15 protein-coding genes and 1 rRNA gene are annotated in these 18,380 nt (G+C 51.2%); 6 read left to right on the top strand and 10 right to left on the bottom strand.

The window, feature by feature from the left end; all coding sequences use genetic code 11:
- The 8 genes from QOR60_RS04730 to QOR60_RS04695 form a co-directional block, all read right to left on the bottom strand.
- Positions 1-1,026 (bottom strand): 16S ribosomal RNA (locus QOR60_RS04730); the annotation flags it as partial.
- Between the two features lie 353 nt (positions 1,027-1,379).
- The gene (locus QOR60_RS04725) at positions 1,380-3,491 is read right to left on the bottom strand and encodes an LTA synthase family protein (RefSeq protein WP_283582208.1); all 2,112 of its coding nucleotides are present in this window, start codon (positions 3,489-3,491) and stop codon (positions 1,380-1,382) included.
- Between the two features lie 116 nt (positions 3,492-3,607).
- Positions 3,608-4,633 (bottom strand): lysylphosphatidylglycerol synthase transmembrane domain-containing protein, encoded by a 1,026-nt coding sequence (locus QOR60_RS04720; RefSeq protein ID WP_283582207.1) that lies wholly within the window; start codon positions 4,631-4,633, stop codon positions 3,608-3,610.
- Positions 4,617-5,654, bottom strand: coding sequence for a glycosyltransferase family 4 protein (locus tag QOR60_RS04715; RefSeq protein ID WP_283582206.1), 1,038 nt, complete (start codon positions 5,652-5,654; stop codon positions 4,617-4,619). The genes QOR60_RS04720 and QOR60_RS04715 overlap by 17 nt, the downstream gene beginning before the upstream one ends.
- A 14-nt stretch (positions 5,655-5,668) precedes the next feature.
- Entirely contained in the window at positions 5,669-6,859 is a 1,191-nt protein-coding gene (locus QOR60_RS04710; protein ID WP_283582205.1) for a glycosyltransferase family 4 protein, read from the bottom strand.
- A gap of 163 nt (positions 6,860-7,022) precedes the next feature.
- Positions 7,023-8,741: a phosphoenolpyruvate--protein phosphotransferase gene (ptsP, locus tag QOR60_RS04705; RefSeq protein WP_283582204.1), complete on the bottom strand. Its 1,719-nt coding sequence runs from the start codon at positions 8,739-8,741 to the stop codon at positions 7,023-7,025.
- Positions 8,741-9,007 carry a phosphocarrier protein HPr gene (locus tag QOR60_RS04700; protein WP_283582203.1) on the bottom strand — a complete coding sequence of 89 codons (267 nt, stop codon included), beginning with the start codon at positions 9,005-9,007 and terminating at the stop codon, positions 8,741-8,743. The genes ptsP and QOR60_RS04700 overlap by 1 nt, the downstream gene beginning before the upstream one ends.
- A gap of 150 nt (positions 9,008-9,157) precedes the next feature.
- Positions 9,158-9,349 (bottom strand): hypothetical protein, encoded by a 192-nt coding sequence (locus QOR60_RS04695; protein WP_326520558.1) that lies wholly within the window; start codon positions 9,347-9,349, stop codon positions 9,158-9,160.
- Between the two features lie 161 nt (positions 9,350-9,510).
- Between QOR60_RS04695 and QOR60_RS04690 the strand changes: the two genes are divergently transcribed.
- From QOR60_RS04690 to QOR60_RS06930, 5 genes are all read left to right on the top strand, one after another.
- Entirely contained in the window at positions 9,511-11,706 is a 2,196-nt protein-coding gene (locus QOR60_RS04690) for an ATP-dependent Clp protease ATP-binding subunit (protein WP_283582202.1), read from the top strand.
- A gap of 106 nt (positions 11,707-11,812) precedes the next feature.
- Positions 11,813-12,091, top strand: coding sequence for a DUF1827 family protein (locus QOR60_RS04685; protein ID WP_283582201.1), 279 nt, complete (start codon positions 11,813-11,815; stop codon positions 12,089-12,091).
- 134 nt (positions 12,092-12,225) lie between these two features.
- The gene (locus QOR60_RS04680) at positions 12,226-13,449 is read left to right on the top strand and encodes a MucBP domain-containing protein (RefSeq protein WP_283582200.1); all 1,224 of its coding nucleotides are present in this window, start codon (positions 12,226-12,228) and stop codon (positions 13,447-13,449) included.
- A gap of 195 nt (positions 13,450-13,644) precedes the next feature.
- The gene (locus QOR60_RS04675; RefSeq protein WP_283582199.1) at positions 13,645-13,947 is read left to right on the top strand and encodes a type II toxin-antitoxin system RelB/DinJ family antitoxin; all 303 of its coding nucleotides are present in this window, start codon (positions 13,645-13,647) and stop codon (positions 13,945-13,947) included.
- A gap of 4 nt (positions 13,948-13,951) precedes the next feature.
- Entirely contained in the window at positions 13,952-14,275 is a 324-nt protein-coding gene (locus tag QOR60_RS06930) for a type II toxin-antitoxin system RelE/ParE family toxin (RefSeq protein WP_408612551.1), read from the top strand.
- Between the two features lie 64 nt (positions 14,276-14,339).
- Here the strand turns inward: QOR60_RS06930 and galT are convergent, their stop codons facing one another.
- Both galT and QOR60_RS04665 read right to left on the bottom strand, forming a co-directional pair.
- Entirely contained in the window at positions 14,340-15,824 is a 1,485-nt protein-coding gene (galT, locus tag QOR60_RS04670; protein WP_283582198.1) for a UDP-glucose--hexose-1-phosphate uridylyltransferase, read from the bottom strand.
- 20 nt (positions 15,825-15,844) lie between these two features.
- Positions 15,845-17,011 (bottom strand): galactokinase, encoded by a 1,167-nt coding sequence (locus QOR60_RS04665; RefSeq protein ID WP_283582197.1) that lies wholly within the window; start codon positions 17,009-17,011, stop codon positions 15,845-15,847.
- A gap of 244 nt (positions 17,012-17,255) precedes the next feature.
- Between QOR60_RS04665 and QOR60_RS04660 the strand changes: the two genes are divergently transcribed.
- The gene (locus tag QOR60_RS04660) at positions 17,256-18,254 is read left to right on the top strand and encodes a LacI family DNA-binding transcriptional regulator (RefSeq protein WP_283582196.1); all 999 of its coding nucleotides are present in this window, start codon (positions 17,256-17,258) and stop codon (positions 18,252-18,254) included.
- Positions 18,255-18,380: the final 126 nt, after the last annotated feature.

Raw genomic sequence — 18,380 nt, 5'->3', positions numbered from 1 at the left:
GCGAAAGATGTCAAGACCTGGTAAGGTTCTTCGCGTAGCTTCGAATTAAACCACATGCTCCACCGCTTGTGCGGGCCCCCGTCAATTCCTTTGAGTTTCAACCTTGCGGTCGTACTCCCCAGGCGGAGTGCTTATTGCGTTAGCTGCAGCACTGAAGGGCGGAAACCCTCCAACACTTAGCACTCATCGTTTACGGCATGGACTACCAGGGTATCTAATCCTGTTCGCTACCCATGCTTTCGAACCTCAGCGTCAGTTACAGACCAGAGAGCCGCTTTCGCCACTGGTGTTCTTCCATATATCTACGCATTTCACCGCTACACATGGAGTTCCACTCTCCTCTTCTGCACTCAAGTCTCCCAGTTTCCAATGCACTTCTTCGGTTAAGCCGAAGGCTTTCACATCGGACTTAAAAAACAGCCTGCGTTCCCTTTACGCCCAATAAATCCGGACAACGCTTGCCACCTACGTATTACCGCGGCTGCTGGCACGTAGTTAGCCGTGACTTTCTGGTTAGATACCGTCAACGCATAAACAGTTACTCTTATCCGTGTTCTTCTCTAACAACAGCGCTTTACGATCCGAAGACCTTCTTCACGCACGCGGCGTTGCTCCATCAGGCTTGCGCCCATTGTGGAAGATTCCCTACTGCTGCCTCCCGTAGGAGTATGGGCCGTGTCTCAGTCCCATTGTGGCCGATCAGTCTCTCAACTCGGCTACGTATCATTGCCTTGGTAGGCCGTTACCCCACCAACTAGCTAATACGCCGCGGGTCCATCTATCAGTGACACCAGAAGCGCCTTTTAATTGAAAAGCATGCGCTTTTCAATGTTATGCGGTATTAGCACCTGTTTCCAAGTGTTATCCCCCTCTGATAGGCAGGTTACCCACGTGTTACTCACCCGTCCGCCACTCGAATTCCTTACGGTGAGTGCAAGCACTCGGTGTAAGCAATTCTCGTTCGACTTGCATGTATTAGGCACGCCGCCAGCGTTCGTCCTGAGCCAGGATCAAACTCTCATTTTGAATTCGTGACTCATTAATTTATTACTAGCGAAGTTTGACTTCGTTAAATTATGTTGCTCAAAAGAGCCCTACACATTTAATTCGTCGATACTGTGTTCAGTTTTCAAAGATCTACCATCGCCCACGCGACTAACCTATTATAGCGAGAAAAGAACCTGTGCGTCAAGCCCTAATTAATCGCGGTTCGCCGCTCATTCGCAACGGTTATTATCTTACCAGCCAATCTAATAATCGTCAACAACTTTTTGCACTCCATCATGCTTTTTATTACCCACACAAAAACACCGGTTCTACCCGCCGAGTTCATAACCGAACTCGCGAATAAAACCGGTGTATTAATCACAACCACTTACTTAATTCTGGCCGCTATCCCAGTTCTTATAAATCTGATTATCATTTAATCCCTTCAATTCAGGCGCATCCGTTGAGAAGTCGTCAACCAACGTCTTCCCGTGGTTCTTGTCCTTCAAACTTGTTGGGTACTTCTTATTATCCTTTCGAAGCTCAGACATTGCCCTAGTATAGTTATAAGTGTAATCGGCCTTATTAACCCGCTTGAAGCCCTTCGGATGGTAGAAACGCAGTAAATCTCCTAAGACAACCTTATCAGAGTACGTCAGTTGTTTGTTAACGTCCTCCTGCATTTCGTCAACCTGCTTCTTTTCAGCAGCCGTCAGCTTATCATTTACAACCTGTCCCTGGTTATTGTAGATTCGACTACCAATCTTCGAATAGGTCGGGGAAACAAAGTCGCCATCCCGGAACGCTACCGTCTGATCATGCTGCGGATTAAGAAGATCCTGGCCAAACATAATGTACTGCTTGTCGTGGATCCCCAATAAGTCCAGCAACGTCGGCATAACGTCGATTTCACCACCATACGTATGATTAATGCCCCCCTTAAGGTTTTCGGCATGAATCATAAACGGGACCTTCTGGAACATCGCAAGGTCATACGGCGTTACGCTCTTCTTTCCTAACAACTGTGCAATTGGCTTCTTGTGATTGTTCGAAATTCCATAATGATCACCGTAAACGATAATCACAGAATTCTTATATAGTCCCGTCTTCTTCAGGTAACTAATCCACTCACCAAACGCCTGATCCAGGTAATGGGCCGTCTGAACGTACCCATCGACGGTATCATCACCGGTCGTTGTCTTTGGAATCGAAGCATTCTTCTTATCCAACTCGTACGGATAGTGGTTCGTTAACGTAATAATCTTGGCGTAGAACGGCTGCGGCAGCTGCTCAATGTACTGGGAAGATTCTTTCAGGAAAATCTTATCCTTCAGGCCGTACCCAATATCATAGCCTTTCCGGTCGTTGTAGTAACTCTTATCAAAGAAGTACTGGTAACCCCAAGCCTTGTACGTATTAACCCGGTTCCAGAAACTCCCCACGTCCCCGTGGAAGGAAGCTGTTGTGTACCCGTGTTGGTCTAAGATTGCCGGAACCGCATCGAAGGTGTTCGAGCCACCATACTCTGTCATTACCGAACCTGACGGTAACCCGTACAGTGAATTTTCCAGCATCGTTTCAGCATCAGACGTCTTCCCCTGACCAACTTGGTTGAAGAAGTTGTCAAACGAGAGCGTGTGCTGATCGTGATAGAACTTGTTAATGTTTGGCGTTACCTCACGCCCATTAACCTTATAATCAATCAGGAACTGCTGGAAACTCTCCAAGTGAAACACGAACACGTTTTTCCCGCGTTCCTTGCCGAAATACTGAACATTCGGCGGCAAATACCGGGACTCCGTGTACTTCCGTACCTTCTGTAGATCCTTCCTTGATGCCCGCTCACGCGTTACCGTTTGGCGGTGCGTCGTGTAGGCATTGTAACCCGCATAGAAGTTCATCCCGAGGTACTTAACAATATAGTTGTTATCAAACGTCCGTCCTAACAGCTGCGGCCGGTCCTTGTACGCGCACCCGAGGTCGATGGAAAACAGCACAGCCCCCGCAAGTACGCTAATAATTCCCTGCCGCCACCGAACAGGGCGGTTATCAACCTTAATAACCTTCGTTACTACCAAAATCGTTAGCACAATCACGCCGATGAATACGAAGAAATCATACGGCCGAATAATCTTGCTAATACTTAATCCAAGGTTATTAGAAACTGCCCCAGCAGACTTAATAACCCCCATCGTAATAAAGTCGGAGAATTCCCGGTAATACTCGATGTTGGCAAATAACCAGATTGATTCAATCCAGTCGATCACCAGCATAATCCAGTACGACCATTTTCCCCGAAAGAAGAGCGCAATCCCAAATAGGATCAACGCAAAGGGAATCGGGTTCAATACCAGCAGGAACTGCTGCATTGGATCGGACACCCCAAGGTTAAACTCGGTCCAGTAAGCAATGTACGACGTAATCCAAAACAGGACGACCACCATGGCAAAGAAGCCCAGGCGCGTACTCAGCTTATCGCGAACCTTCTTAACTAATGAACGCAATGTGATTGCCTCCAATTCAAAGTAATTGAAAAAACTGTGAATACCAGTCAATTATAAACAAAAAGAGGCATCTTTTCTAATGCCTCCTCCATTTTCGAATAATTTTAATTGTCCTCTTAATCTTCCGGGGCCGTAATCCGCCGCGGTTTAACCACAAGTGCGATCATTCCCGCGAACATTCCCAGATAGTACGTAATTAGCCGCCACAGAATCATCGCCAAAATCAGCTTGGTATGACTCGCCATGAAAGTCGAGAACACAAGGGTAAAGCTAAACTCTGCTCCCCCGGCACCCCCAGGAATTGGGAAAAGCGACGTTGCAATCACAATCAAGACATGCATCGTCATTACCGTGATCAGCGAAACATTGCTGACTCCAAGCGCCAGTAAAATAAAGTACGGAATTACGTAGTAGACCGCCAGTTGAAACAGCGTTAACAGGTTAATCTTAACGAGTAACTTTCCCTGCGCCTTTAACTGCAAACTTTCCTGGTAAAAGTTATCAATTTTAAGAATCAGGTATTCCTGAATGCGGCTAAACCGTTCTGCACTAACTATCCATTTCAGTGGTAATAAGCACCAGTGGACGGCTTTGCGCGTGAAGTTGTACCAGTACATCACCATTAACAGCCCGCCAATCACAGCAAAGTGAATTAAGAAGCCAAAGATGACCAGCACCGCCATCACGTGGATCTTATCCGCGATGTAGTGAAACCCGGCGACCAAGCAAATTAAAAAGTTAACCACAATCATTGTCTGGTATACCACGAACTTGAGCAGTAAAAGCGAAGTTGCCTGGCCGCCCTCCACTCCTGACTGGAGAAGAGCAAACACCTGCGCTGGCTGGCCGCCCGTCGCAAACGGCGTAATCCCGTTAAATAACTGTTCCACTAACGGGATCCGGATTGCATCCCGCAACGGGAAGTGCGCGGCCACCCGGTTCCGCACTAGCGTATGCACAACCAGTGATTCTAAGAATAGCGAAAGCACCATGCACCCCACGGCAACCGCAAGCCACCCCCACTTAAGGTGGGCAATGTCGCCTGCAATCAAGTGCCATGAAACATTGCGCACCGAATAGGCAAAGATTACCACTCCCAGGGCGAGCATGACCGCCAGCATGACCTTATTTTTCCGTGACATGGCCTTCCATCGCCTCCGCTTTATAAAAATCGCGCCAAACCGTCGCCAGCCGATCCTCCGAGTACTGCTGAGCCCCCGCTTCAGCCTGACTGCGCAGCGCCCGCAACCGCTCCGGGTTATCCCGCAGCGTTACAATCTGCTGGTCCATCGCCTGGACGTCCGCCGCACCAGCGTAAAAACCGCTAATAATATCGTGATAAAGGGGAAGCTCCCGGACAAGAACAGGAATACCGCAACTAAACGCCTCAAGAATACTCATCGGGAATAACTCGTTATATGACGGTAATAAAAACAAATCCGCCATGTTATAGTATTTGCGCATTTTATCGCGGTCAACAATTCCCGGGAAAATAAGGTTTACGGGCGGGTTATTAACGACTTCCTTTAGGCGCGTGTACCCGGCCGTCATTTTGCCAAACGAAAAACCACCAACCCACACAAAGTCAATCTCCGGGTGCCGCTTGGCAAGGGTAATAAAGTCCCCCACACCCTTCCGTTCCTGAACCTGACCGACCCCTAAAACGGTAAACCTGCCAGGGTGCAGCTGGTGCTGCCGCCGGAGCCGGTCCTTTTCAGCGGCATCAACGGGATAAAACTCGCGTTTGGCAACAAAATTTGGAATATAGCGGACCTTCTCTTCTGGAATGCCATAAGCAGCCAGTTGCGAAATAAAGCTGGGGTTTACGACCACCAGCCGGTCCATCCGCTTATAAAAACTAATTAGGTACTTATTAAACGTCGTCCCAATGATTCCCGGAAGCTTTAGGCTCCCTTCCAGGGTTTCTGGTAAAAAGTGGACGTAGCCAATCCGCCGTCCCCGCCGCGAATCAAACGTTGACAAGTAAAACTGGGGATCAACCGTGTGATAGTGGGTGATCGTGCTGGCATGCCAGTCGTTTTCGGTCACCGTAATATCTGCGGAAAGGTACGTCCGCAGGAGTCTGACCAGTTCGGTGTAGGCACTTCCAACCCCCTGGCCCTTTACCCGCGTGGCCGATGACAACATATTTACGTGGATCATTCACTCATCCCCCATTACGAATTGGCGTTATGGCGGGAGCGAACCGGCGCAACAACCGGTTGTGCAAGCGCCTGCCGGTAAAAGGCAACGATTTGTTCGCCAAAATGATCGGCTGAAATCATCGCCAGCTTCGGTGTCCGAACTGCCGGTGTCATCTGCGGAGCCGAACCCATCAAGTACCGTCGCACAGCCGCCACCAATTCGTCCTGATCAGCAACCGGCACCCCTAAAGCGGGATTATCCAGCAACTGGTCGGTGTACGGACTGTGTGTAGTGATCACCTGAAGGCCGGCTGCCAACGCTTCAATGTACGTCAATCCCTGTGATTCCGACTCCGACGTTGAAACAAACAGATCCGCGGCGTGGTAGTAATCGACCACCGCCGCATGCCGAATCTCGCCGGTAAAAATAACATCCCGCTGCACTCCAAGGGCCGCAACTTGCGCTTCCAGCTCTTCCCGCGCCGGACCGTCGCCACACACCATCAACTTTACCCCTGGCACCGCCGCCTTAATTCGGGGTAACGCCGCGATTAACCGGTCAATGTGCTTTTCCAGCGCCAACCGGCTCAGCGTGAGGATCACCGGGGTATCCGGGGCAAGGCCGTACTGCTGCCGCAACCGCTGGCGCGCAATGGTTCCGTCTTCCTGGTACCGTTCCAGGTCAACCCCCGTAGGAATGACGGTAATTGGTTCGGTCACCCCGTATCCACGTAAGGTAGTCAAAACCCGCTCACTGGGGGCCACAATTCCCGCCATGTGTGCACAAAAAACCTTACTCATCTGCTTAACGTGCACCGGCCGCAATAGTTTGCCGTTTGCCACGTAGTGCAGGTAGTCCTCGTACATTGTGTGGTAGGTGTGCACACACGGAATATGCAGGTTGTGCGCCACAAATTTGCCGATTAACCCCATGGAAAATTCGGTCTGAGTGTGGACAATATCCAGCTGTAGTTTTTTCGCTACCTGGTAGGCGTGAAACAATCCCCGCACCGCAATTCGGCGCTCGGTAAACGAAATAAACGGAATACTCGTAAACCGGAAGATGTTTCGCTCGTAGACGTTCTTATCAACGTTTGGGTCCGTTGTAGTGAAGATGTAGACGGTATGCCCTTGCCGCTCGAGCTGCTTCTTTAACGTCTTAATCGACGTGGCAACCCCACTTACCTGCGGGTAGTAGGTATCCGTGAAAATTCCAACCTTCACGAGCGTCCCCCCTTCCTGACAAATCAATAGTTACTATCAATTATATGAATTCCGCGCAATCCACGCAACATTTTATCAATTTTCCACCGTCAGCCCTGCGCTAATTCCTGATAGCAAAAAGAAGCCTGGCACTATGCCAGGCTTCTTTATTCGCTTAATTAACCTACTTAGTGTAGTCCTTAACCAGGGCAACCACTTCGTCGGTTGTTTCGCAGTCAACCGCCTTGGCGGCTAACTCACTCATCTTCGTTGAATCCAGCTTCTTAATTAAGCTCCGCGTCTTCAGAATCGACGTTGCGCTCATTGAGAACTCATCCAACCCTAAGCCGACAAGCAGCGGCACAGCGATTTGGTCGCCCGCCATTTCACCGCACATGCCAGTCCACTTACCTTCCTTGTGGGAAGATTCGATAATGTGCTTAACCAGCCGCAGAATTGATGGGTTGTATGGCTGGTACAGGTAAGAAACGCGTTCGTTCCCCCGGTCAGCAGCCATCGAGTACTGGATCAGGTCGTTGGTCCCGATACTGAAGAAGTCAGCGTACTTTGCCAACTTATCAGCAATCATTGCAGCGGCTGGAATTTCCATCATCATTCCGACTTCAATGTCATCCGCTACCGGAACACCGTCCGCAACCAACTTAGCCTTTTCTTCTTCAAAGATTGCCTTTGCATCCTTGAATTCCTGAACCGTAGCGATCATCGGGAACATGATTGCCAGCTTCCCGTAGTGGGATGCCCGCAGCAGCGCCCGTAACTGCGTCCGGAAAATCTCCTGCTGGTCCAGGGAAATCCGGATGGCCCGGTACCCTAAGAACGGGTTTTGTTCTTCCGGAAGTTCAAGGTATGGCAGGTGCTTGTCGCCCCCAATGTCCATCGTCCGGACAACAACCTGCTTACCGTGCATGCCTTCAACGGCCTGCTTGTACGCCTCAAACTGTTCGTCTTCGGTCGGCAGCTCGCTTGAATCCATGTAAAGGAATTCTGACCGGAACAGTCCCACGGCCTCAGCACCGTTATCATTGGCACCCTCGACGTCCTTTGGCGTTCCGATGTTTGCCCCGATTAAGACTTCCTTGCCATCTGCCGTTACTGACTGAGCGTTCTTCAGCTTTTCCCATTCAGCCTTCTGGGCAGCGTAGTCCTTGGCCTTCTGCTGGTAGTCAGCAACCTCAGCGTCCGTTGGGTTAACGAGGGCCACCCCATCAATCCCGTTTAAGGCAACGATGTCGTCCGCCTCAATATCCTGCGTGGCCGTTTCCGAACCAACTACCGCCGGGATTTCCAGCGTCCGGGACATAATTGCTGAGTGGGACGTCCGCCCACCAATGTCGGTAATGAACCCCTTGACGTACTTCCGGTCCAACTGCGCCGTATCAGACGGCGTCAGGTCATGCGCAACAATCACAACCTCTTCATCAATCAAGGCAGGGTTCGGGAGCGTTACCCCCAGCAGGTGACTCATCACCCGCTTGGTAACGTCCCGGACATCCCCGGCCCGTTCCTGCATGTAGGCGTTATCGGTCATTGCCTCAAACATCTGAATAAACATGTCAGTTACGGCCTTGAGAGCGGCCTCGGCGTTAACCTTATCGTTCTTAATTTTATCTTCAATCTGGCCTAGCATTTCCGGATCAGAAAGAATTGTCAGGTGAGCTTCAAAAACCTCGGCTTCATCCGCACCGAGGTTTTCCGTTGCCTTCTGTTTGATAATCTCAAGTTCCTTCTTGGATGCGTCAACCGCATCGTGAAGCCGCTTGATTTCAGCGTCGGCATCACTGATATTCTTTTCTTCAAATGACAGGTCAGGCTGAACGAGCATGTACGCCTTAGCAACGGCAATTCCGTCACTTGCAGCGATTCCCTTCAGTGTCTTTGTCATTATTCAGCAAGCCCTTCCTTTGTCATCGTGTCAGCAATGGCCTTGATGGCGTCAGCTTCGTCAGCACCGTCAGCCGTGATCGTTACGTCAGCACCTTGGCCAACACCAAGTGACATAACACCCATGATGGACTTCAGGTTAACTGACTTGTCCTGGTATGACAGGGTAATGTCTGAGTTGAACTTGCTTGCGGCCTGAACTAACAGGGTAGCAGGACGAGCATGAATCCCAGTTTCAGCTGTAACGTGAAAGTCTTTCTTTTCCATAACTAACAATCTCCTTTATATGGATATATTCAAGGCGTAGGCCCCACACGCCAATAAGTACGCGCTTACATTTATGTGGTAGACCTATCGTCAATGATAATAGCATAAAATTATTTTAACGACAAGGCTTTCATTGCCTTCTTTTCCCCACTAATCGGTTGTTTGTTCGCCGTTAAAGTGGTAAACCACCCCGCCGCCCTTTTGCGCCTGGCCAACGATGCTCTTCCGGTACCGGTACTTCATCAAAACCGGCTGGAAATCCATGAATTCTTCCGGCGTAACGGTCAGTTCGGTAATCTCTCCCTGCCGGAGTTGTTCTAACAAGTTTTCGTAATCCTTCATTATGTTATTCACCTCATTTATGGCGGGTGTTACCTTCCCGCCTCTTTAGGATACCCCCCTTGCGTTTAAAAGGAAAATCGGTATAATTGGGGTAAAGGTCAAAGTTGGTCAAAACAAGATCAACCGACTGATTCGTTTTTAAATGAAAGGTTGTGAACCATATGTTATGCCAAAATTGTCATCAAAATCCAGCAACGATTCACCTGACAACTAACGTCAACGGCCGGCAAACGGCCCTTGACCTGTGCCAGTCGTGCTACCAGCAACTAAAACAGCAAGCTAACCATGAGAGTAACAGTCAACAAGATCCGTTCGGGTTTGGGTCCCTCGATGATTTCTTCCGGTCAATGGCCGCAAATAACCAGCGGGGAGCTGGCCAAGCTCAGGGCCAAGGCGGTCCCCGGATGAACCCTAACCAGGGGGGTAACAACGGCGGCTCGATCCTTGACCAGTACGGGTTGGACCTGACTGCCGAAGCACGCAAGGGAAACATTGATCCGGTCATTGGCCGTGATCAGGAAATTAAGCGGGTTATCGAAATCTTAAACCGACGGACAAAGAACAACCCCGTTTTAATTGGGGAAGCCGGGGTCGGAAAGACGGCCGTTGTTGAGGGCCTCGCCCAGAAAATCGTTGACGGGGATGTTCCCCAAAAACTGCTTAATAAAAAGGTTATTCGCCTTGACGTTGTTTCCCTTGTGCAGGGAACGGGCGTCCGCGGCCAGTTTGAGCAGCGAATGCAACAGTTAATGCAGGAACTTAAGCAGAGTAAGGACACAATCCTCTTTATTGACGAAATCCACGAAATTGTGGGTGCCGGGAACGCTGAGGGGGGCATGGATGCCGGGAACGTCCTCAAGCCCGCCCTCGCCCGCGGGGAGTTCCAGTTAGTCGGGGCCACAACCCTCAACGAATTCCGCACCATTGAAAAGGACGCTGCCCTTGCCCGGCGGCTCCAACCCGTTCAGGTGGACGAACCAAGCACGGAAGAAACCTTCCGTATTCTTAAGGGGATTCAGAGCAAGTACGAGGCGTACCACCACGTAAAATACACCGATAACGCCCTGAAAGCCGCCGTATTACTGTCCGACCGGTACATCCAGGACCGTTTCCTCCCGGATAAAGCCATCGACCTACTTGATGAGGCGGGTTCCCGGAAGAACCTGACAATCGATGCGGTTGATCCTCAGACCCTGGACGAGAAGATCAAAAATGCGGAGGAACAAAAGCAGGCTGCCCTCGATAAGGAGGACTACGAAAAGGCCGCCTACTACCGCGACCAGGTAACGAAGTATAACCGGATGAAGGCAGACAGCCAGGCCAGCGAGACCGCGCCAACGGTTACCGAACAGGACATGGAAAAGATTGTCGAAGAAAAGACGGAAATTCCGGTGGGCGAACTCAAGGAGAAGGAACAAGCACAACTTAAGAACCTTGCTGCTTCCCTTGAAAGCCACGTCATTGGTCAAAACGAGGCCGTTGATAAGGTTGCCCGGGCCATCCGGCGGAACCGGATTGGGTTTAACAAGTCCGGCCGGCCGATCGGTTCCTTCCTCTTTGTCGGTCCGACCGGAGTGGGGAAAACCGAAACCGCAAAACAGCTGGCCCGTGAGCTCTTCGGGACGACCGATGCCATGATCCGCTTCGACATGAGCGAGTACATGGAAAAGTACTCCGTTTCAAAGCTCATTGGAGCAGCTCCAGGATACGTCGGCTACGAGGAAGCTGGGCAGTTAACCGAACAGGTGCGGCGGCACCCGTACAGCCTGATTCTCCTGGACGAAGTGGAAAAGGCACACCCAGACGTCATGCACATGTTCTTGCAAATCCTTGACGACGGCCGCCTAACCGACTCACAGGGCCGGACCGTCAGCTTTAAGGACACGATTATTATCATGACGAGTAACGCCGGCAGCGGCGATTCCGTCACGAGCGTTGGGTTTGGCGCCGCAAACGATGGCACCACCCACTCCGTGATCGATAAGCTCACCAACTACTTCAAGCCAGAATTCCTTAACCGGTTTGACGACATCGTTGAGTTTAAGCCACTTTCCCAGGATGACCTGAAACAAATCGTCAACCTGATGCTGACTGACGTGAACGGCATGCTGGCACAGCAGGGCTTATCAATCCACGTCACCGTCCCGGTTCAGGATAAGCTGGTCGAACTCGGGTACGACCCGAAGATGGGGGCCCGGCCACTCCGGCGGGTAATCCAGGAACAGATCGAGGATCAGGTTGCTGACTACTACCTCGAACACCCGAAGACCAAGCAGTTTGTTGCGCGGCTCAAGGACGACCAGATTGTCATCGGAAGCGAGGACACAAAGGAACCTACCCAGAAACCAACTGCTTAAAAATTCAGAAGGAAGCTTAGTTTTTTGATAAACCAGGGAAACGGGGCTTATCCCGGTTCCCTGGTTTCGTTATACTGTGGGTAATCACATATAAGGAGGACACACGATGCACCTAGTTGACGTAACCAATAGCTACGCTGACCAGATCCACCGTGAACTGGTTACTACTCCCCTACGGTTTATCCAAGTTTACACCCTGGGAAATTCGCTGGTTACCCACCGGCGCGGGGCAACGGAAGATACGGTGGCAATTACCAACCGTCACCGCCCCGTCACGCCCGCAGAACTGGCGTATATTCGCGAACACCTTTTTGCACCCACCCAAAGCCCGGTGATGGCCCGAAAAGGAGCAACGATCACGCTAACGGCAGAGCGGTGCGCATAACCGCTTCCGGTAAAACTAAAAATTACGGTAAAGGAGGTTGGAACATCCGTTCCAACCTCCTTTGTCCCTTTGGCACACCCTCCTTTTTATTGTATAATGACAATCGAGTATTACTGACGAACGGAGGTGCCCTGATGGTGGCGCGGTTATTTCATAAAAAACGCCGGAGCTTTAATTTTCGCCGGCAACAGCGGAAGTCACCCGCCAGTTCCCAACGGCGACTCCACCAACTAAACCAGAAAGCCGGGACTCTTGCCGTTCCGGTTACTCCAAGCCCGGTTGCACCTCGTCCGACAACGGCACTAAACGGGCGGCGGGTGGTTACTAACCAGGCACCAGTGGGCGCCCCTATTGAACGGTTTTATCCGGCCCAGAAAGATCAGCGGCCAAGCCAGCCAGCTAAGCCGGAAGTGCGCCGGGATGCGCCGGACGCAACGCTGGTGATTATCTACCAGGACGAACACCAGAAGAGTATGGCTGCGCCGCAGGTTATTCACGGTCGGCTCGGTGCTCCCCTGCAGCTCCAGTTCCGGGAGTTCTCTGGATACGACCTGATTCACATCGCAGGATTTGTGAGCTCGTTTGTCGACCCGTACGGTACCATGACACTCACGTACCGGCGGCAAAACGGGGGGCAAGTCTGGATGTTCTGCCGGGACATCGACGAACTCAACCTGCTGGCCTACCCGCGGTTTATCAACGGAAAACTACACGCCCAGTACAACCTGAGTTCTCCGTTCATCGACCACTACAACCTGATTCGGGCGGACGGACCAGCGCGGGGGCAGTTTACCGAAGAACAGCAGACCGTCACCTACCTTTACCGGCGGGCGGATTGGCAAATGGTTGACTACGACCCGCGGGACCTGCAGATGGACGCGTTTGTCCCGTGCTACGACGGTCCAGCCGGAGAACGCGTTGGCATTACGCTCGTTAAGGGAACCATCTGGCACGTCTACGAAACGGTCACCCTCACCAATCACCAAGTCTGGTGTTGCATGGGAGGAAACATCTGGATTAAACAAACCGACGAGCAGGTTACCCCGGTTGACCGCCCTGCCATGCCGGCATGGCTCCGGCCAAACCGGACGACCGAAAACACGTTCACTAACCAGTACCATGACTACGCCCGGATTGATTTTGTCCCGGGAAAAAAGGCGGCACTATACGACCAGCCGTTTGGCCACCGGATTGACGGAATCACCCACGGCACCCCGGTCATTATTACCGGCAGCGTCCGGACCGAGAACATGATCTGGTACCAGGTTGACGACCGCGGGTGGATTCCGCGCCAGTACACGAAGGCTTTGCATAACCTGTCAGCGGAAGAAAAACAAGCAATTGAACAACAAAAATAACACCCCGTTCTTGGGATTACACAAATCTCAATGACGAGGTGTTTTACTTACCCCAGCAATAACTCAAGCGTTATGTTTGGCATCTTAACTAGTCCGAAAAATTTCGCTGCTGGTTATTAAATTTTGAAAGCTATTATATTGCCAATAGCTAGTAATATCTGTAAAATAGCAATCAAAAGAAAGGAGTAACCAATCATGCCTGGATCATCCAAAAAAACAGCCAGTATCTTTACCAGGGTTTCACCTGAACTAAAAGAACAAGCAGAAGCCGTCCTTAACCAGTTACAAATTCCGATGGCAACAGCCCTTAACATGTTCTTACAGCAGGTCGTTAACCAGCAGGGGATCCCCTTTGACATCCACGTAGCCCGGCGTCCCGTTAACTACGACGCCCTCTCAAAGGAGCAACTAGATACTGAACTTCAACGTGGGTTTAATGACTTTAAAACCAACAATACCTTTTCTGCTACCTCAATTGATGGCGAATTTAAGGAGTGATTGAATGACCGTTCACTGGCCCGTTGTTTACTCAGCGACTGCCCGCAATGATCTTTACAGGATTCGTTCGTACATTGCGCATCACCTAAAATCACCGCTTGCCGCTAAACAAACAACTCGACTACTAATCCATAAAATTAACGCACTGAGCACATTTCCTGAAATGTATCCTTGTTATCCCCATGAGCCATGGCACTCACGGGGCATTCGTTACCTTACAATCAAAAACTACATTGTTTTTTACTACTTTCACCGTCCCGCTGCTGAAGTTCGCATCATCCGTATTATGCACCGCAGTCAGCACGCACCAACCCACCTCCCATCATAAACTAAGCGGCCGGGTTTTCCCGACCGCTTAATTCCATCGTTTTTCTTTTATCTCACAAGAAGCCCTATTCCTTTAGTCCTACCTGCCGAGCGAAACGCATGAAGGCCTGCTGACCTGCCGCATCGCGTTTGAAGACGCCGGCGCATTCGAGCACCTTTACGAAGACGGCGCCAACTTCGTCCTGTACAACCGTCATGGCGTTTTCAGCCGTCATGTCGGCGTGCCGCGCCTTGATGTCATCGGCCCATTCCTGATGGTAATCAGCCACCTGAACGTCCTTCCCCTGAATGTAGTCAGCCACCACCGCCAACTCGTCCTTCAACCGGGGCGGGAGGATGGCCAACCCCATCACTTCAATCAGGCCAATGTTTTCCTTCTTGATGTGCTGGTATTCCTTGTGCGGGTGGAAAATCCCGTCCGGATACTCCGATGATGTTTGGTTATCCCGCAAAACAAGGTCCAGCTCGTACTGGCCGTTCCGCATCCGGGCAATCGGCGTAATCGTGTGGTGCCGCTCGCCGTTAGTTTCGGCCCGCACGCCCACTTCCTCGTCGGTATAGTTCCGCCAAGCATCCAGGATCTTTGTGGCCAAGGCACTTACCCGGTCAAGGTCGTCCCCATTTAGACGGATTACGGACATCGGCCACTTCACGATTCCCGCCGTCACATCCTCGTAGTCCTCAAAGACTAACTTGGTTTCAATCGGCGCCATCTCCATTGCAAACGTGTGCCGGCCACCCTGATAGTGCTCGTGGGAAAGAATTGACCCTCCTACAATCGGTAAGTCAGCGTTACTCCCAGCAAAGTACCCAGGGAACTGTTGCACAATCGTCAGTAGGTTCTTGAAGGTGGACGCATCAATCACCATTTCTTCGTGAACCGAATCAAGGTAAATGCAGTGCTCGTTGAAGTAGGCGTACGGTGAGTACTGGAAGCCCCACTCGTGGTCGCCAATTTTGAAGCGAATAATCCGGTGGTTAGCCCGGGCAGCGTGGTCAACCCGGCCCTGGTACCCTTCGTTTTCCATGCACAGGTTACACTTCGGGTAGCCCGTTGCCTTCATTTTCTTTGCTAAGGCAATCTGCTTTGGATCCTTTTCCGGCTTTGAGAGGTTAATTGTAATCTCAATGTCACCGTACTCACTTGGATGGGTGAAAGCAATGTTCTTCGCAATCGCCCGCGTTTTAATGTAGTCATTCCGCTTGCTTAACGCAAAGAAGTCAGCGAGGGCATCCTGCGGCGAATGCTGGTAGGTGTCCCAAAAACGCTGGTTAACAACGCTCGGTACCGGGGTGATAAAGTTCATCAGCTCGGCCCCCACCGCATCCCGTTCGTTCTGGGTGTCACCAGCCTTGCCGTTCGCAACGGCAACCGCAACCAACGCGTCCTTTAAGTCAATCAGGTCGTCAGTGGCCGGGGCTGGTTGCTGGTGGCCCTCCCCCACAATGTTTAGTACCCGGTTTACCAGGTAAACGTGGTCCATCGCGGTATAATCACTGGCCGCAATTACCGCCGTGACAAACCGATCAATTAACGTTTCTGCACTCATGCTCTCACCCTTACTTTCGTTTATAATTCATGCGTTCCATTGGCCACTTCCGCCACGTAGAACTTCGGGGCGTACCCGATCTTTTCTTCGTAAATCCGGCCGACGTTTTCCTTAAAGGCTTCTACCTGATCTTTGTTGACAATGGCAATCCCACTGCCCCCAAAGCCAGCGCCAGTCATCCGGGCACCCAAGACCCCTGGCTGCTTCCATGCAGCGTGCGCCAGCGTATCCAGTTCAATCCCTGACACTTCGTAGTCGTATTCCAATGACATGTGGGAGGCGTTCTGCAGGCGTCCTAATTCTTCAAGGTTCCCGGCTTCCAAGGCCTTCTCTGCCCGAATACACCGCTCGTTTTCAAGCACCGCATGCCGCGCGCGCTTCAGCAGGTTCTCCTTATCAATCAGGTACATGTACTCGTCGAATGTCTGCGCGTCCAGTTCGCCAAGCGCCTTAATCTGGAGCTTCTGCTGCAGCTCCTTCAGCGCTGTCTGGCACTCTTCCACCCGCTCGTTGTACTTTGATTCGACCAGTTCACGCGGCTTGTTGGTGTTCATGATGACAATCACGTTGTCCTTTAAGTCAAGCGGCACGTACTTGTAATCCAGCGTGTTGGTATCCAGCAGGATGGCCTGGCCCGCCTTACTCATTCCAACGGCAAACTGGTCGAGGATTCCACTGGAGAGGCCTAAGAAATCGTTTTCGGTCTTAACCCCCATCTTAACGATGTCCAGGCGGTCAACGTCCAGGTCAAACAGGCGTTGAACCATTACCCCAAACAACATTTCAATTGATGCGGATGATGACAGGCCAGAACCACCCTGAGGCAGGTTTCCCCAGATGTAGACGTCCATTCCCCGGTCCACCGTGTACCCGGCTTCCTTCAGGTAGTAAATCATGCCCTTAGCGTAGTTGGCCCAGTTGTCCTTCTTATCGTACTTCAACTGGTCGAGGGAGCACTCAATTACCCCCAGGTCCGGGAAGTTGCCGGAGAAGAAGCGGAGTTTGTTGTCGTCCCGCTTCCGGGCAGCTCCCCACGTTCCCAGTGAGATTGCACACGGGAACACGTGGCCCCCGTTATAATCGGTGTGTTCCCCGATCAGGTTAATCCGTCCCGGTGAAAAGAACGCCGCTTCCGGTTCCTGGCCGTATTGCTTGATGAATGCTGCCGTAATTTCTTGTTTATCCATTTAAACCAACTCCCATCGGTGATTCCCCGGTTAAGTAACCGGTTTCTTAAACACCTTCTATTGTAACCGTTTTTACTAAAGACGGCAATATGTTTAGTTAATCTTTACCTGGATTTGTTACTTAATAATTACTGGTCTTCCGGAAAAATATGCTAAAATAAAGGTAAGTGATTTACGAAACGGCTGAAATCACGCCAAACGATGTTTACTGAATTTCAGCGGTTTAATAGAGGGAGGAATTACCGTGGCTACTATTAAGGACATTGCCGCGCTTGCCGGGGTTTCGTCAGCAACGGTCTCCCGGGTGCTTAACTACGACAAGACCATGTCGGTCAGTGACGCCACCCGGGAACGGATCTTTGCCGCCGCCGAAAAGCTTGACTACCTCGAACAGCGCAAGCACAAAAAGCAAACTAAATCAGGCACCGTTGCCGTTGTTCAGTGGTACACCAAAAAGGAAGAACTAAACGACCTGTACTACTACTCCATCCGGACAGGCATTGAGGAACGCGCCCGGAAATTAGGATACGTCATCCACCGGGTCTTCCATAACGACTCGTTGGATAAACTCCGGACGGTCGACGGCATTATCGCTATCGGAAAATACAGTCCACAACAACAGCGCGAATTTCACCAGTACAACCGCAACCTGGTTTTCGTTGACAGCAATACCGTTAACCGTGGATTTAGCTGCGTCACCTCCGACATGGTGACCGCCACAACGAAGGTGCTTGACCACTTCATCGCCCATGACCAGCGTAAAATCGGCCTCCTGGTGGGTGAAGAACAAACCGCTGACCACACGCAGGCCATTATCGACCCGCGGTTTACGACCTTTAAGGCCTACATGACGGAGCTGGCCCTCTACAACCCGAAGTACGTGTACGTCGGCGACTTTACGACCGACTCGGGGTACCAGATGATGAACCAGGCCATCAAGGAACTGGGCAATGATCTCCCCCAGGCGTTCTTTGTGGCCAACGATTCCATCGGGATTGGCGCTCTGCGTGCCCTCCACGAAGCCAACATCGCGGTTCCCCAGCGGGTGAGCCTGATTGCGTTTAACGACACGTCCATTGCCAAGTACATCTATCCGTCGCTCAGTTCTGTTCGGGTATCAACGGAACAGATGGGGATTGAGGGAATTAACCTCCTCGATCAGCAGATTAACGGCACCGATTCTTTCCCGAAAATGATTACGCTGGGAACGGAGCTGAAACTCCGCGACAGCAGCATTAACTAATTAATTGAATATTATTAAACCAACGGCCGCGACTTAAAAAGTCGCGGTCGTTGTGTTTTTTCATCACTCGCTGCCGATCAAAAAAGGACGGCCATCCCTGGCCGTCCCGTAAGAGGTACTTGATAA

It is taken from the genome of Ligilactobacillus hohenheimensis (assembly GCF_947381805.1).
GTDB lineage: Bacteria > Bacillota > Bacilli > Lactobacillales > Lactobacillaceae > Ligilactobacillus > Ligilactobacillus hohenheimensis.
Note: the sequence above shows the minus strand (reverse complement) of the source record. Positions and strands in the feature narration are given on the sequence as shown.